Origin of the sequence: Candidatus Nanosynbacter sp. HMT-352 (assembly GCF_021222645.1) — a bacterium.
In the GTDB taxonomy this organism is placed as follows: Bacteria; Patescibacteriota; Saccharimonadia; order Saccharimonadales; family Saccharimonadaceae; genus Nanosynbacter.
Genome location: NZ_CP089520.1, coordinates 496,569 through 512,749 on the forward strand (window position 1 = coordinate 496,569; position 16,181 = coordinate 512,749).

16 protein-coding genes and 1 tRNA gene are annotated in these 16,181 nt (G+C 42.0%); 11 read left to right on the forward strand and 6 right to left on the reverse strand.

The window, feature by feature from the left end; all coding sequences use genetic code 11:
- Positions 1-37: 37 nt before the first annotated feature.
- From LR957_RS02645 to LR957_RS02655, 3 genes are read left to right on the forward strand one after another with little or no spacing between them, the layout of a single operon-like run.
- Entirely contained in the window at positions 38-1,300 is a 1,263-nt protein-coding gene (locus tag LR957_RS02645) for a Mur ligase family protein (protein WP_232272803.1), read from the forward strand.
- The gene (locus tag LR957_RS02650) at positions 1,300-2,022 is read left to right on the forward strand and encodes a type 1 glutamine amidotransferase (RefSeq protein ID WP_232272804.1); all 723 of its coding nucleotides are present in this window, start codon (positions 1,300-1,302) and stop codon (positions 2,020-2,022) included. The genes LR957_RS02645 and LR957_RS02650 overlap by 1 nt, the downstream gene beginning before the upstream one ends.
- Positions 2,023-2,025: 3 nt before the next feature.
- Entirely contained in the window at positions 2,026-3,537 is a 1,512-nt protein-coding gene (locus LR957_RS02655; protein ID WP_232272805.1) for a glycosyltransferase family 39 protein, read from the forward strand.
- Between the two features lie 43 nt (positions 3,538-3,580).
- Here LR957_RS02655 and LR957_RS02660 read toward each other — a convergent pair.
- Positions 3,581-3,657, reverse strand: a tRNA-Pro gene (locus LR957_RS02660).
- 142 nt (positions 3,658-3,799) lie between these two features.
- On the opposite strand from LR957_RS02660, the gene LR957_RS02665 reads away from it, so the two are divergent.
- From LR957_RS02665 to LR957_RS02680, 4 genes are all read left to right on the forward strand, one after another.
- Positions 3,800-4,474, forward strand: coding sequence for an NUDIX hydrolase (locus tag LR957_RS02665; protein ID WP_232272806.1), 675 nt, complete (start codon positions 3,800-3,802; stop codon positions 4,472-4,474).
- A gap of 122 nt (positions 4,475-4,596) precedes the next feature.
- Positions 4,597-5,211: an isochorismatase family protein gene (locus LR957_RS02670; RefSeq protein WP_232272807.1), complete on the forward strand. Its 615-nt coding sequence runs from the start codon at positions 4,597-4,599 to the stop codon at positions 5,209-5,211.
- Entirely contained in the window at positions 5,212-6,453 is a 1,242-nt protein-coding gene (gene pncB / locus LR957_RS02675) for a nicotinate phosphoribosyltransferase (protein ID WP_232272808.1), read from the forward strand.
- A gap of 9 nt (positions 6,454-6,462) precedes the next feature.
- Positions 6,463-7,794 (forward strand): NUDIX domain-containing protein, encoded by a 1,332-nt coding sequence (locus tag LR957_RS02680; RefSeq protein WP_232272809.1) that lies wholly within the window; start codon positions 6,463-6,465, stop codon positions 7,792-7,794.
- Here LR957_RS02680 and LR957_RS02685 read toward each other — a convergent pair.
- The 5 genes from LR957_RS02685 to tsaE form a co-directional block, all read right to left on the reverse strand.
- Positions 7,791-8,426, reverse strand: a complete 636-nt coding sequence (locus LR957_RS02685) for a 2,3-bisphosphoglycerate-dependent phosphoglycerate mutase (protein ID WP_232272810.1) — start codon at positions 8,424-8,426, stop codon at positions 7,791-7,793. The two genes, LR957_RS02680 and LR957_RS02685, sit on opposite strands and share 4 nt — an antisense overlap.
- Positions 8,426-8,953: an NUDIX domain-containing protein gene (locus LR957_RS02690; RefSeq protein ID WP_232272811.1), complete on the reverse strand. Its 528-nt coding sequence runs from the start codon at positions 8,951-8,953 to the stop codon at positions 8,426-8,428. The genes LR957_RS02685 and LR957_RS02690 overlap by 1 nt, the downstream gene beginning before the upstream one ends.
- Positions 8,953-10,443: a ribonuclease Y gene (gene rny, locus LR957_RS02695; RefSeq protein ID WP_232272812.1), complete on the reverse strand. Its 1,491-nt coding sequence runs from the start codon at positions 10,441-10,443 to the stop codon at positions 8,953-8,955. Before rny ends, LR957_RS02690 begins: the two co-directional genes overlap by 1 nt.
- A 153-nt stretch (positions 10,444-10,596) precedes the next feature.
- Positions 10,597-10,971, reverse strand: coding sequence for a tRNA (adenosine(37)-N6)-threonylcarbamoyltransferase complex dimerization subunit type 1 TsaB (gene tsaB, locus LR957_RS02700; protein WP_232272813.1), 375 nt, complete (start codon positions 10,969-10,971; stop codon positions 10,597-10,599).
- A complete protein-coding gene (gene tsaE / locus LR957_RS02705; RefSeq protein ID WP_232272814.1) occupies positions 10,968-11,426 on the reverse strand; it encodes a tRNA (adenosine(37)-N6)-threonylcarbamoyltransferase complex ATPase subunit type 1 TsaE in 459 nt (152 codons plus the stop codon). Before tsaE ends, tsaB begins: the two co-directional genes overlap by 4 nt.
- A 60-nt stretch (positions 11,427-11,486) precedes the next feature.
- On the opposite strand from tsaE, the gene LR957_RS02710 reads away from it, so the two are divergent.
- Genes LR957_RS02710 through LR957_RS02725 form a run of 4 tightly spaced genes read left to right on the forward strand, consistent with a single transcriptional unit; the run spans position 11,487 to position 16,174 of the window.
- The gene (locus LR957_RS02710) at positions 11,487-13,265 is read left to right on the forward strand and encodes a GspE/PulE family protein (protein WP_232272815.1); all 1,779 of its coding nucleotides are present in this window, start codon (positions 11,487-11,489) and stop codon (positions 13,263-13,265) included.
- Positions 13,266-13,269: 4 nt separating this feature from the next.
- Positions 13,270-14,496, forward strand: coding sequence for a type II secretion system F family protein (locus LR957_RS02715; protein ID WP_232272816.1), 1,227 nt, complete (start codon positions 13,270-13,272; stop codon positions 14,494-14,496).
- A 57-nt stretch (positions 14,497-14,553) separates the two neighbouring features.
- Positions 14,554-15,606: a type IV pilus assembly protein PilM gene (gene pilM / locus LR957_RS02720; protein WP_256443797.1), complete on the forward strand. Its 1,053-nt coding sequence runs from the start codon at positions 14,554-14,556 to the stop codon at positions 15,604-15,606.
- Positions 15,599-16,174, forward strand: coding sequence for a PilN domain-containing protein (locus tag LR957_RS02725; protein ID WP_232272818.1), 576 nt, complete (start codon positions 15,599-15,601; stop codon positions 16,172-16,174). The genes pilM and LR957_RS02725 overlap by 8 nt, the downstream gene beginning before the upstream one ends.
- The last annotated feature ends 7 nt before the right edge of the window (positions 16,175-16,181 follow it).

Here is a 16,181-nt window from a genome sequence, read left to right on the forward strand (position 1 = left end):
TTGTAGCACATCGGCTCCGCAGAGTATAATAGACAATATGGCAAGACAGATGATTAGTACTATTATTGGCAAAAGCGTCAAGAAAGTCGCTAAATTACGCGGCGGCGGTTCGGCCTTGCCGGGTTTAGTGATTGAAAAAATTGACCCAAAATTTATTCAAAGAACATTGGCAGATTTACCGCAAGGCGTGGTGATTATCAGCGGAACGAATGGGAAAACGACGACGACAAAAATCGTCGTAGAGTTGCTGGAATCAGTTGGACTGAAAGTCTTCACCAATCGTACTGGTAGCAATTTTTCCCGAGGTGTGGCAGCAGCGCTACTTGATGAGGTCAATATCCGCGGCAAGCTGGACGCCGACATTGCAGTTCTGGAACTGGACGAGGCTTGGGCAGTTAAATTCGTACAAATTGTTCGCCCGCGCTTTTCCCTGCTTCTGAATGTTATGCGCGATCAATTAGACAGATTTGGAGAAATCGACAATACAGCCGCATTGCTTCAAAAAATAGCTGAAGCCACCAGCGACACTGTCGTTCTCAACCGCGACGATCTACGGATTTTTAAGATTAGCGAACATATTCAGGCTAAAAAAGTTTTCTTCGGCACAACTAGCGAATTACTTCAATTGATGCCAACGGACGACACTCTAAAATACGGAACCGCAGTCGCAAATCAAAGCGTAGCGGCTGATGTTTTATTGAAAAAGATTAACGCTCAACAGGCAACTTTTCAAATTGACAATAAAGAAATTGACGTAGATCTGCAACTCACTGGAGTTTACAATCTTCTCAATGCGGCGGCAGCGGTTACTCTGGCTCGACAAATCGCGGGACCGGAAATTACCGATACGATTTTATCTGCGCTGGAAAACATAAAGCCAGCGTTTGGTCGTGGCGAAACGATTTACCTGAATGGCACGCCAATTGAGCTTATTTTAGTGAAAAATCCAAGTGGCTTTCGGTTAGCACTTCTGTCGTTCGCCAAAAATAATAGTGCTACGATGATCGCCGTTAATGACAATTACGCCGACGGACGAGATGTAAGTTGGTTCTGGGACGTCGATTTTTCACTATTGAAAAACGTAGCAATGATCAGCGGCGCGCGCGCTTACGATATGGCTTTACGGCTTCAATATGACGACATTCCAATTGGAAAAATTGATACCAATATTTCGAAGGCCTTGGAAGATTTCATTAATACTAATCCCGACGAGCCAAAACAGATTTTTTGTAGCTACACAGCCATGACGGCAATTCGTCGCCTGCTGAGCGAAAAAACCGACGTGGAGGAAATATCATAATGAAAATAACAATTGCGCAACTTTATCCGCGAGATATGAATCTTTATGGCGACTGGGGCAACACGCTAGTCCTGAAAAAACGCCTAGAGCGACGCGGCTTTGAAGTAGAAATCATCGATCACAATCCAGGCGATTCAACGGATTTTTCTAAAATTGATATTTTTGTTGGCGGCGGCGGACAAGATTCTGGGCAGACGATTATTCAAAATGATCTTCTGGCGCGAGCTGATGAACTGCGACAATTAGCAAAAGACGGCGTGCCGATGTTGATGATTTGCGGAATGTACCAATTATTTGGTCGGTTTTTCCGAACACTCAAGGGCGAGGAAATTGTTGGCGCTAACATTCTGCCAATTGAAACAATTGCTGGCGACGAGCGGATGATTGGCAACATTGTCATTAGAAGCCAGGAATTTGGCGATATTGTTGGCTATGAAAATCACAGCGGACAAACTTTCTTAGATAAGACCGCCAAACCTCTTGGGCAAGTTATTAAAGGCGCCGGCAATAATATGACCGACGCAAATGAAGGTGTTCGCTATAACAACATCATTGCCACCTATCTCCACGGTCCGATTCTACCTAAAAACCCGCAGATTGCAGATTTTCTTATTGGCGAAGCACTAGAGCGACGCGGCGTAAGCGCAGATTCGGGGCTGGAAAAAATTGACGATACTTTAGCGAATAAAGCGAGAGAGGTAGCGTTAAAATTATCCAGATAATTCATGAAAAAAATCCGTATATATCTTAAAAAGCTATATGCATTTCTTCATAAAATGCCCGGTTGGATTTGGCTAATTCCAATCTTAATCTTAGCCATCAACGTTCGACTTACCTATTTAACAAAAGCCGATGTTTGGCACGATGAAGGATATACGGCGGCCATCATTCAGCAGCCAATCAGAGAAATTATCACCATCACAACCACAGATGTTCACCCGCCGCTTTATTACGTTATTATGCACGTTTGGCAATCGATTTTCGGCAATTCCGTAGCCTCACTCAGAGGATTTAGCGTTACGTGCGGAGTTATGACGATTGCCCTATTGTTTCTACTACTCCAAAAACTTTTCTCTAAAAGAATTGCCGTATTCGGAAGTTTTTTAGCAGCGCTAGGACCATTCTTAATTCGCTATAGCGACGAAGCTCGAATGTATGCGCTGGCGGCACTTTTGGCTGTAGCAATGACATACGCATTTGTCGTGGCGGTCGAGCACAAAAATAAGAAGTTCTGGTGGGCGCTATATGGAATTTTAGTAGCACTCGGTCTTTATACGCAATATTTTCTAGCATTAATGCTACCCGCTCATTTCGCATATATTTGGCTGAAACTTGGCAGAAATCGCACTGCCATAAAAAATATATTTAAGGACAAAAACGTTTGGCTTGCCGCAGGAACATGCTTTTTACTATTCCTTCCCTGGCTACCAGTTATGATTTCCCAAATAAGCCGAGTAAGTGGCGGCTTCTGGATCCCCGAAGTCACTAAATTTACCATCCCAACAACACTATCAATGTTCTTAACTTATGACGACAGAATTGTCCGCTATTTTGGGTTGCTGCTGCCGCCAATTATAATCGTAATTTCATTCATCCTAGCCAAAAAATGCCCAAAATACCAAGCAGCAATTTGGATTTTAACAATCTGGTCGCTACTACCAATGATTATTATTTACATACTCAGCCAGGGTCGACCAGTTTATTTAGATCGATACTTCACTTATTCAGCGCCAGCGTTTTACGGCTTGATTGCAGTATTCATCGGGCTTATTTTTTCTAATAAAAAATGGTGGTCTATTGGAATATCTATTGTCCTGACATTATTTATCGGTCATTATATGTGGCATATCGGCGGTAAAAATATCGCAGAGTCGTCCTGGAATAATACCAGCACAGCCATGAATCATATAAATAAAAATATCCAGAGTAGTGATGCTATTATTTCTGGCGAGATCTACACTTATTTTCACACTTCCTATTACAACCGCACAAATAAAGAAATTATACTCCTGAAGCCGAAAGAAGAGCTAGGCTGGGTTGGCGAATGGGGATTAATTAAAAAATTGAATACTCCAGAAATTAGTTCTTTAGAATTAGTAAAAGCACCAAGAATCTGGCTTATTCTTCGCGAAAAAACATATGACGAATATAAAAAACAAGTTCCGCCCTACTGGCAATTAAAGCAAGAATTCCATGATGGCGACTTGATTATTGGATTATACGAAAACAAAAAATAACTGGTTAAACGCCAGTTATTTTAATACGTTGAATGATTTCAATTGGTCGGGGTGAAAGGACTCGAACCTTCGACCTCACGGTCCCAAACCGCGCGCGCTAGCCAACTGCGCCACACCCCGAAGATATTTCTATCATTCGCTCTGATCTATCTTAACATATATCACTAAATAAGTACAGAATAAATTTGCAAACAAATTTCTATACTTTGTGAAGCATAAAAATAACTTGGCAAGTAGCCTACTTCAGGATAAGATATATTGTATGAATTACACAAAACCGTATATACCTCCAACACTAACCGTGGATGCAGTAATTTTTCAAGTAAACAACAATACCCTGGAAGTGCTATTATTAAAACGACCGAATGAACCTTTTAAAGGAGAATGGGCCCTACCTGGAGGGTATAACGCCAAGGGAGAGACAACTACAGATGCGCTCGAACGTGTAGTTTTCCAAAAGACAGGCGTAAAAATCAAAGACGATCTACGATACATTGAACAGCTTTACACTTTCGATACGATTAATCGTGATCCGCGAGGACATGCAGTATCTGTAACCTACATGGGTTGTGGACGCAATATTACATACAATGAAGATTTAGAGGTAGCATTTTTTGATGTAAATAAAATACCAAAGCTAGCATACGACCACGCCAACATCATTAAATACGCTAAAGAACGCCTAATTGCCAAAATGACATATACCAATTCGGCATTTGCTTTTCTGGATCGAAGATTTACCTTAACGCAACTGCAAACAGTTTACGAGATAGTTTTTGGTCGTGAATTTGACAAGCGTAATTTTCGAAAAAAATTCCTCAGCTTAAACTTAATTCATGAAACTAATGAGTTGTGGCGAGACGGCGCACATCGTCCAGCAAAATTATACGAGTTCAATTCAAGCAAGCTCGAGAATTTAGATCGTAGTTTAGACTAACTTCCCTGTAAAAATCTAGAAAATTTATATTTTTCATAAATTAGTGTTGACAATACAATAACTGGCTATTAGACTAGATAGTAAGTGTAAGCTATACATTAAGTAAGGAGGATCTTAACATTATGGAAAAGCCTAACTATATATTTGTCGGGGTCGACCCACAGAATGATTTTATCGATGGAAGTCTTGCTGTTGCCGAAGCAGAGCAAATCATCGAACCCGTCAACTCCATTGCCGACGAGATACGAAAACACGACGGCACGGTTGTATTCACCCGAGACTGGCACCCCGAAAAAACACCACATTTTGACAAATGGCCAGTTCACTGCGTAGCTAACACTAGAGGAGCTGAATTTCACAAGGACCTAAATATCCAGCCCGATGACATCATCATCAATAAAGGCACCGGCCAGACAGACGGATATTCTGGGTGGGAAGGTAGAAGCGACAAGGGCGAAACACTAGAATCTATCATAGAGCCAAAAACACCCCATGAAAAAGTTAAAGTATTTCTCGGCGGATTAGCAACAGATTTTTGTGTAAAATCTACCGCCCGAGATATCGCCGAACATTTCAAAGATGACAGACGTGTTACTACATACCTACTTATAGATGCCATCCGCGCTGTAGGATTAACTCCAACAGCCGAAGAAGAAGCATTGTCCGCAATGAAGGAGGCTGGAATATTAGCAATATCAACCGAAGAAGCAAAGAAGATGATTCAGGAGACAATTTAAATGGAGAAGGGCTCAAAAATATCACAAGGATTAGATTATTACAAAATAACTATGGGGATGAACGAGTTCTTAAAACATCCTGAAGTAGAAGTTACTTTCACATTGAAAAATCGCTCCCCTAATCTATTATCCGAATTTGTATCCCCAGTAGAATTACAGGATAGACTAAATGAGCTAGCTGAAGGATGGCGGCCTGATGAAATAGCCTACTTAGCCGGACTGCAAAACCAAGATGGCAAAGCGACATTTTCGCAAGAATACCTTGATTTCCTAATAAGTAACCCCTTGCCTCCGGTCAAGATCGGACATGATAAGCGCGGTGATCTAGCGGTTGAGGCTACGGGAAAATGGCCCCTAGTTACATTCTGGGAAACCGTTATCATGAGCGAGATAAATGAAATATATTTTCGTAACAAACTCACACGTGAAGGTTACTCTTTGGAAGAAGTGTATGCCGAAGGAGATCGCCGATTAGACGAAAAGATCAAATTATTAAAAAGCCGCCCAGATATTAAATTTTCTGATTTCGGCACAAGGCGACGTTTTAGCTATGATTGGCATAGGCATGTAATTGAACGAGTTGCAAATGAACTCCCTGGCAATTTTGTCGGAACTTCAAATATATACTTGGCGCATAAACTAGGATTAAAACCAATTGGAACTTTTGCGCACGAAATGCCGATGGTCTACGCTGCACTGGCAGATAAAGCCGGAAACAACCCACTAAGTGGTCACAATCAGGCACTAAGAGACTGGCAAAACACATACGGCGACGAGCTATCAATTGCCTTAACTGATACATTTACAACCGACTTCTTCTTTGCTGACTTTACGCCCGAACAAATGACTTCGTGGAAAGGACTACGACACGATTCTGGCGACCCAATAGAATTTGGAAATAAGGCTATTGAAATTTACAAAAATAACGGAATTGATCCTTTAGAGAAAACTATCGTCTTTAGTGACGGACTTGATGTGGATGAAATTATTCGTATAGCTGATTACTTTAGGAACAAAATAAATGTAACATTCGGCTGGGGTACAACTTTGACTAACGACCTTGGAATTACACCCAATAACTTTGTTATGAAAGCCACAGAAGCCGATGGAGTACCTACGGTCAAATTGAGCGACACCCCTGGCAAACATACAGGTCCAGGTGATAAAATTAGAGAATATAGTGAACGCGTAAAAGCAGCTTTGGCGGAAAATGCACTGAATAATACTCTAGTTGCTGTATGAAAAAAAACAATGCCAATATCTATAAATCGTAAATTATGGTATGACGGTCCAAATTACACCGCAGATAGTGTAATAATCAACACAATCGCACAAAAAATTCTTTTGATAAAACGATCCAGCGGTGAATGGGCACTACCTGGAGGATTCATCAATTCCGAAGAAGACTCCTTTACCGCAGCAATTTGCGAAACAAAAGAAGAAACTGGAACGATAATTAGTGACGATCCAATATTAATATACAAAGGGTTTGTTGACGATCCACGCAACAGTCAGACATCATGGATCGAAACCAGTGCGTACTTATTCATAGTCAACGAACTATCAGAGGTGTCAGGACAAGACGACGCTATCGACGCAGCCTGGCTACCGCTCAATAATTTGCCTAAATTATACGCATCACATGATGAAATAGTGACCAGGGCTATTGATTATTTGTCTTGTCGGTCGCTAATTAAGATAGCAGAGTTTTCCGAAAATTATCGCAATATTAACGGCGGTCATATGCAATACGACAAAATTATCGCCACAAAAAATGATCATTCGGTATTTATTAAGCAAACATCAACTAAATATGGCGACATAAAACGAAATAGACTGCGCCAATATTTGAGAAAAGAAGCGTTAACAATGTCCTATCTGCGATGCCATGGATATAGCGGAATCCCATCCAGGTCAATACTGCGAGACGATGACACTTTCATCATGGAGACAATGACGTCCAACGAAGGTTGGCTATGGCGAGCAAAGAACGAAACGCTAGATGCTTACGTCAAATCAGCGAAGGAAAAATTTGACGAATTGGAAAATATACCATTGCCGCCTGATACTTTTGATATAGAATCATCACGCGATAGTTTTATTAAAGAAGGGTGGGCTTCGTTAGACGAGCAGAAAATAGCTAAATTGAGAGAGTTGTCATTAAGATTCTTAGACAGATTAACGTCCCATAGCCAAAATATAGCTAAGAAATTATTGGCAGACTTACCCACCTTACTAAATGCTGGAGGTCGACATAGCGATATAAAAAAATTAGTTTTTTGTCATCATGACATTCGACAATCAAATATGGCTTGGCACCCCAAACGCGGCACTAAGTTGATAGACTGGAGTTGGTCTGGACCTGGAGAACCCGGCAGTGACATCACTAGTCTACTAATCGACCTACATAAAAGCGGTCATAATATTTCAAACTATTACAAAGAAATAAATTTAGATCATTGCCTAACCTTAATGGGTTTCTGGTTAAACCATGCAACGTGGCCATATCGCGGCGACGACACTCTTAGATTTCAACAATTTTTATCGGCGTTAAGTGCATACGAAATATATACAACTATTTAAGCATTCACAGCTTCGATCTCAACCGACAATACTTCTTTTCTGATTGGCAAAGATTGACCGGGCTCGAACGTATAAACCAGTAATTGACCAAATGGCATCTCTACATTCGCCATCTCAGTTTCTGGAACTTGATCAAGGTGTTTAATTAAAGCCCGGATAGAATTGCCGTGAGCCACCAATAGAATATTCTCACCATTCTGCAATTTCGGCAAAATCTCTTGCTCAAAATATGGAACAACCCGCGCATAAACATCTTTCAAAGTTTCGCCGCCCGGCACTGGATAATCCCAACCGCGTCGAATACCATTAAAAGCCTCTTCGCCAATTTCCGCTTTAACTTCCCATTTATTCTTTCCTGTTAAATCGCCGTAATCGCGCTCATTTAACTCAGTTGCATGCGTTGTTGGTAGATTCTCGACTCCGCACCCTTCGAGTAGCGCAGCCAAAGTTTGTTGTGTACGTTTTAATGATGAAGTGTAAGCTTCATTAAATGACAAGCCTTTCAATAAAGCACCCAATCGCACTGTGTCATTATGACCCTTTTCCGTCAAATTAATATCCGTCCAGCCAGTCCACTTACCGAGCAGATTCCACTCACTCTCACCGTGCCGACTAATAACTAATATTCCCATTATTCCCCTCCAATCATCGGCGCAAAAAAATCTACAACTTCTTTTTTCACGCCATCATTATCAATAATTTTCGTATTTACATAACCGAATTTATCAATTGCCCAAAATCTGATTGCCCAGAGCAGCGACATATCTTCAAAATCTACATCATTTTTGGCAATAAATTTGCTAGCCACAATTTCCGATTCCTGCAATTTTATCTCAGAAAAAACATCGTTTTCTAACTTCGTAAAAAACACAAATTGATGTGTCAAAAATTCATCAGAATGACGCGAAGCAACCATGGCAAGCTTCAGATCCTTAGGATCGACTTGAATGTCGACCTCTTCTTTCACCTCGCGCACCGCCGCTTCCAGCGGGGATTCTCCAGCGTCAACAATGCCACCAGGCAGCGACCAATGGTCTTTATAGCCAGCTTTGACGATCAATAGTTCGCCCTGCTCATTTTCAATCAACACCGCCGCGCTGGAAAAACGTCTGTCCAGACTTGCCAGCCAAGCCCGTCGCTCTTCATCTGTAAATTTCATTATTTAGCAAACTCAATTGCTCGCGTTTCGCGAATCACGTTAACTTTAATCGTGCCAGGATATTGCATTGTCGACTCAATTTTCGTCGCAATATCTCGCGCCAATTTAATCGCCGACAAATCATCAATTGTCTGAGGTTTTACAATCACGCGAACCTCACGACCGGCAGAAATTGCATAGGCTTTATCAATTCCCTCAAAGCTCGTAGCGACATTTTCCAAATCGCGCATTCGCTCTGCAAAGTTTTCAGCAGAAACATTACGCGCACCTGGACGCGCAGCCGAAGCCGCGTCGCAAACTCGAACAATAATTGCCTCTGGGGTTGTCGCTTCGATATCATCGTGGTGCGCTTCGATTGCGTGAACAATTCTCTCGTCCATACCATATTTACGAGCCAATTCCGCTCCAATATGATGATGTTTGCCCTCGATTTTATGCGACACCGCCTTGCCGACATCATGAAGAAGTGTAGCAATTTTCGTAATGCGCACATCCGCACCAATTTCCTCAGCAATCATCCCCGCAATTTGCGCCATCTCAGTCGAATGCTTCAGGACGTTCTGACCGAAGCTGGTACGAAACTTCAATTCACCAAGAAGCAGCAGCATCTCCTTCGGAATCCCAACCACGCCAGTTTCGCGCATAGCATCTTCACCAGCCTGGCGAACTTCTTTCTCGATCTGTTTCTTAGCCTTAGCGACCACTTCTTCAATGCGTGCAGGATGAATACGACCATCCTTCATTAGCATTTCAAGACTCAGTCGAGCCACTTGTCGGCGAACAGGATCAAAACTCGACAAAATAATCATACCAGGCGTATCGTCAACTAAAATATCGACGCCAGTTTCGCGCTGGAGCGCTTGAATATTACGCCCCTCCTTACCAATAATTCGACCCTTCATCTCATCATCGGTCAGCTTGACCGCAGTCACCGTACGCTCAGCAGTAACTTCACTACTCATTCGTTCCATTGCGGTCACGAGGATCATTTGCGCCCGTTCTTCAGCGTCATCCATTGCATCATGTTGTAGTTTCGACACCAAACCGGCCAAGTCTTGCTTAATATCGCGCTCAGTCATCTGCATTAACTTATCGGCAGCATCTTTTTTCTTCAATCCAGCGATTTTTTCCAATTTTTCCTGCTGCCTGGAGCGGATGTCGCGAATTTCATTTTTAAGATTATCGACTTCATCCTCATGCGCGCGCAATTTTTCTGCTCGTCGATCAAGCTCTTCCAGCTTATTATCCAGAGTCTTCTCGCGATCCGCCAAACGATTTTCGGTCTTTTGCCATTCCTTGCGACGTTCATTTTCAATCTTAAGCGCCTCGTCCTTAGCCTTAAGGACGATATCGCTCGCCTTGGTTTTCGCATCTGCCAGATCTCGCTCAATCTGATTTTTACCGTTAATTTGGCGAGTTCTCTGATATCCAACAAGACCAGCAGCACCCGCGCCAGCTCCAATAGCCGCGGCAATAATTACTTCTATCATTATCATTCCTTTCCGATCAGCCGCCCCTGAGTGTTCGTCTCAAGGAAAAATATCAACAGCCAATCAACTTCAAACTATCTAATTCGGCGAATCAAAAATCACAAACCGCCGTAATTTAATTATACACGGTTTTGACAGTTTGAGCGATAAAAATTATTTTCGCGGCGCAGTGATATTCGCAGTAGCACCGTACTCTGGCATAACAATTTTTTCATTCTCGCCAGAACGCAATTTACCCAAAGCCAAATCACGCCAATTGTCACCCATCACACCAACAATAGGAATATTCAAGCTGTCCGCCAAGATATTCACAACCGTCAAACCAATTCTCAGCCCCGTAAAACTTCCTGGTCCTTTCATCACGCCAATGCCGCTTATAAGATGCAAATCGCCAGTCTTTTCTTCCAAAAATTTCAACAAATTCCGCGCCAACGTTCGCCCAGCTTCCCATTCAAAATCCTGGCGATTTTCTCCATTGACTATTGTCAAAAAACATGTTGATGTTGAAGTATCTAATAAAATTATCACGCCATATTCTCCTTTATTTTTCCCAAAAGTTCATCAGATTTTTTGCCGCCAGGATAAAATTCTACAAGCCGCCCTTCTTCGCTAATCGCAGTAATTTTTATCACTAACCGATCGTTTGGTAATGCATCGTCAACAGCGCCAGCCCATTCAACTACAACAACCGAATTAGAATCCACCACTTCGCGAATCTCCTCGCTCATAATTCCAGCATTTCCTAGTCTATAAAAATCGTAATGCGCCAAACTCAGACCGCGAGGTGAATCGTACACGCGCGAAATCGTGAAAGTTGGACTCTGAACTGGCTCGTTAATCTCTAAAGCCTGCGCAATTCCCTTCGTCAATGTGGTTTTCCCCGCGCCAATATCACCGACTAATTCCAGAACTTCCCCGCCAGAAACAGCCCGACCAATTGCCGCGCCCAATTCTCGCATTTTCTCTTCACCAGAAATGTTCACTCTTATATTATACTATGCTAGCTTTTTTTTGGCGATGATAGTACAATAACCATAAGAGTTATGCGTGTTTCAGACCAGACAATTGAGAACATTCTGAAACAAGGTGGGGTTATCGATGAGCCACAGCTTGCTGATTTGAAATTGATCGCTGAACGGTCAAAGCAAACATTGCAAGAAACCATTATTGAACAAAAAGTCATTTCTGAGGAAGATTTGACAAAGTTAATTGGCGATTATATCGGTGTACCTTTCGTGCGAATTGAGCCAAAGGATATTCCCGAAGATATATTAAAGCGAATTCCCGAACATATCGCACGCCAGTACAATGTTGTACTTTTTGAGAAAAATGAAGATAATAGCCTGTCTCTTGCAATGGAAGATCCAGATGACGTGCAGGCATTGAACTTCATCCAAAAAGAAATTGGTTACAACACAAAGGTTTTCCTAGCGACAAAAAGCAACATTTTGGACTGTTTGGAAAATTATCGTGGCAATATTAACGCCGAACTCGATGAAGTTATCGCTGTACAAAAAGACGCTTCCGCCGAAGACCAGAACGTTAGCCAAGACGATTTTGCGGAAAATTCACCAATTGCTCAAACTGTTAATTTGCTATTGGAGTACGCCATAAAATCCAACGCTTCTGACATTCACATTGAGCCGCGCGAAGACTATGTTCAGGTTCGCTATCGAATTGATGGTGTCTTGAAGGAAGTTAACAAATTACCAAGAAACGTTCATGGCGCCTTAGTAAGCCGCATTAAAATTCTCTCCAACCTAAAAATCGACGAACGCCGCGTGCCGCAAGACGGCCGATTTAAGATACAGGTTTCAGGGAAAAAATACGCCTTTCGAGTTTCAACTCTACCAATTGCCGATGGCGAAAAAGTAGTTATGCGTATTTTGGATGAGTCAAATCAAGCCGTAAAATTGGATCAGCTGGGCTATTGGGGGCTATCTCTTACGACAGTAAAAGATGCTATGGCGCAGCCTAACGGTATGATTTTGGTTACTGGGCCAACTGGATCGGGAAAATCAACCAGTTTGTTTAGTGTCTTGTCGGAGCTCAATACCCCAGACGTCAATATCTCTACGATTGAAGACCCAGTAGAATATAAAATCCCAGGAGTCAATCAAACTCAGACCAACGCCAAGGCTGGAATGACCTTCGCTTCAGGATTAAGGGCGTTACTTCGCCAAGATCCAAACATCATTATGGTTGGAGAAATTCGCGACGGCGAAACCGCAAACCTTGGCGTTCAAGCGGCGCTAACTGGACACTTAGTATTCTCTACTTTGCACACAAATAACGCCGCGACATGTTTACCGCGTTTACTAGATATGGGGATTGAACCATTCTTGATTGCCTCAACTGTAAAAGCAGTGATTGGACAGCGATTAGTTAGACGTCTGTGTATGAATTGCCGCCAAGAATACACCCCAAGTGAAGAAGAAATAAAATATATTGCCGAAATGTTTAAGATAAACACTGAGTCGATTAAGAAAATCCACAATCTCGAAGAGCAGGCTTTTGAAGATAAAATTGGTGGCGATACGCCTATGGGGTCGACAGATTTAGGAATCGAGCGTCTATGGCGACCGAATCCAGAGGGCTGTGATGAATGCGGCCACAATGGATTTAAAGGACGCGTTGGTATCTACGAAGTTCTCGGGATCTCTATTCCTATTCAAAAAATGATTACCGCCAACGCCACCAGTAACGACATTCAGGATCAGGCAATTTCTGAAGGTATGGTAACAATGCAAATGGACGGACTTATTAAATCACTACGCGGAATTACCACGGTAGAAGAAGTTTTGAGATCAACGAGGGAGTAATATTATGCCAATTTTTGAATACCTACTTGTCAATAAAAAGAAAGAGACCATTTCTTCGACAATTGAAGCGGCTGATAAATTATCTGCCATTAACAGTCTAAAAGCACACGGACAATTGGTAAAAATCGAAGAAAAAAGTGCAAAAAAAGAGCTCAGTTTTTCATTTGGCAAAAAAAAGAAAGGCGCCAAAACTGATGAACTAGTTATGTTTACTCGACAATTAAGCGCCATGGTTTCAGCCGGAGTCCCAATTCTTCGCTCTCTTAACTCAATGTCAAAACATGCAGAAAGCGCTAATTTTCGAGAAACAATCAACGCCGTAATAAAGGACATTGAAGGTGGTATGTCATTTGCAGATGCCCTTAGTAAACATCCAGAAACTTTCAATGACATCTACGTAAATATGGTTGCTGCAGGTGAAACTGGAGGTATTTTGGATGATATTCTAAAGCGCCTAGCCCTACAACAAGAAAAAAACTCCTCCATGAAGAAAAAGATTAAAGGCGCCATGACATATCCGATCGTCCTTTTGATTATTACAATTATCGCCTTCTTTATCTTGATGATCTTCATTATTCCAGTCATCGGTAAAACTATTAAAGACATGGGCGGACCCGACGCCAAACTGCCGCTCCTTACTGAAATTATGCTCGGAATTAGCGATTTTGTGGTGTCATTTTGGTATATAATCATTCCAATATTTGCCGGAAGCATTTGGCTATTAATTCGCTATATTAAAACCCCAAAAGGTCGCGTAAAATTTCATAATATCATCATCAAAGTTCCAGCTGTTGGCCCAATTGTTAAGAAGGTGGCAATCGCTCGCTTTACTCGAACCTTTTCCGCTCTTATTGGCGCAGGCGTGGCCGTACTTGAAGCACTGGATGTAACTTCACGTGCCGTCGGAAATGTTGCTTACGAAAAATCCCTAAAGGAAGCCACTAAGCGAGTCCAAAACGGCGAAGTTTTATCAAAAATTATCGCAGAACGAGACGACTTGTATCCGCCAATCGTGGCACAGATGCTATCCGTCGGTGAAGAAACCGGACAAACAGATAAAGTTCTGGTTAAAGTTGCCGACTTTTACGAAGAAGAGGTAGATACTGCAATTGACGGCGTCAGCTCTATTATTGAACCGGTAATGATCGTTGCTATGGGTGTTGTTATCGCTCTGGTGGCAGTCAGCGTCATGGGACCGATTACTAGTATGGCAGGTCAAGTTAAAGAGTGATAGTTTTTCAAAAAGGCTTATGCTATAATATCGATATATAAGGTGGGAAGTAATAACGTGTCGAGTATATTTTATAGAAAAAAACCAATTATCGGTCTAGATATTAGTCGAACAAGCATAAAAATAATGTCAATAGACAGAAATCAAATGTTAGTCCATGGGTATGGCTCTATTAATCTTGACTCTCAAAAAAGTGATATCAGCTCTAGCGACAACGCTGAATATTTAGCGCAAAATATAAAAAACCTATTGAAGAAAAATATTGTAGGACAAATTAATAGCAATCGTGTAGCGTTAGGCATACCAACCAACCGAACATTTTCGCGAACGTTTAGTCTGCCTACGAAAGAAGAAAGCAATATTCGTAGCGCTGTAAATCTGGAAGCCGAGCAATACATTCCAGCGCCCCTAGATTCTCTTTATCTAGATTATAGGATTATTAATCGCACAAAAGACGAACTTAGTGTCCTAATGTGCGCCGCACCGAAGAAAATAATTGACAGCATGCTGGACGCCACCAAGCAATGCGGCCTAGAAGTTGCAATAATTGAGCCAAACATTAGCGCAATTGCCAGGCTACTACAACGCACAGAAGAAGGAATATTACCAACTATAATTGTCGATATCGGTACATCAACTACGGATATCGCGATTCTAGATTCCGACATACGCGTCACGGGCGGTTTAAATGTCGGCGGCTACACACTCACTTTGAATTTAGCTAAAAAAATGAACGTACCAATTGAAACGGCTCATCAATTTAAGGTATTAAATGGGTTAAATCCCGGCCCAAGACAAGCTAGAATCGCAGGAGCCTTGCGTCCGAGTCTAGAAAAAATGACTAATGAAGTTAAGCGCGTTATGCGATATTATACAGACCGCTTCCCTGATGAGAAAAAAATCGAACAAGTTCTTATTGTTGGTGGCGGTGGCAATCTTCCGGGAATTGGGGACTTTTTTACAAACGAACTAATGATGCCAGCGCGCGTAGCAAGCCCATGGCAAACTTTAAATTTTGAAGGACTCGAACAGCCAGCAAAGCAGCTCAGATCCCAACTGTCGCCCGTTGCAGGACTAGCTTTAATTAAACAGGAGGATATCTATGATTAACCTTCTTCCCCCTCAAGAGAAAAAACAAATTAGCGCTGGACGAGTTAACGTCATACTAAGAAGATATTGCACGATGTCGCTAGTATTCACCAGCCTATTATTCTTAACTATTGGTGGGTTTTATCTATTCCTAGAAAATAGTCGCTCCTCAGCTCAAGCTAACATAGACGAAGGAAACGCAAAGCTCGCCCAATATCAATCAACTCAAAAAGAGGTTAACGAATTCAAGAAAGATCTAGATGCTGCCAAGGTTATTATTAACAGCGAAGCGCACTACTCCACAATCATCCCAAAAATAGCACAACACATACCATCAGGCATGGTTTTGGAATCTTTATCTCTGGACACTTCGGCATTAGATAAGCCGTTATCATTAACGGCTCTTGGAAAAAACAAGGATGACGCTATTCGCATAAAAACTAGTTTAGAGAAGTCAGAAATTTTTAGCGACGTTCACCTAGAGACTGTTGTTTACAGTGGAGGCGGTCAGTCATCAGACAGGCCTGCAGATTATCCAATCACCATAACAATTAGCGTCACACCAAAGCCAGAGGTCTTAAAACAATGAAAAAAGT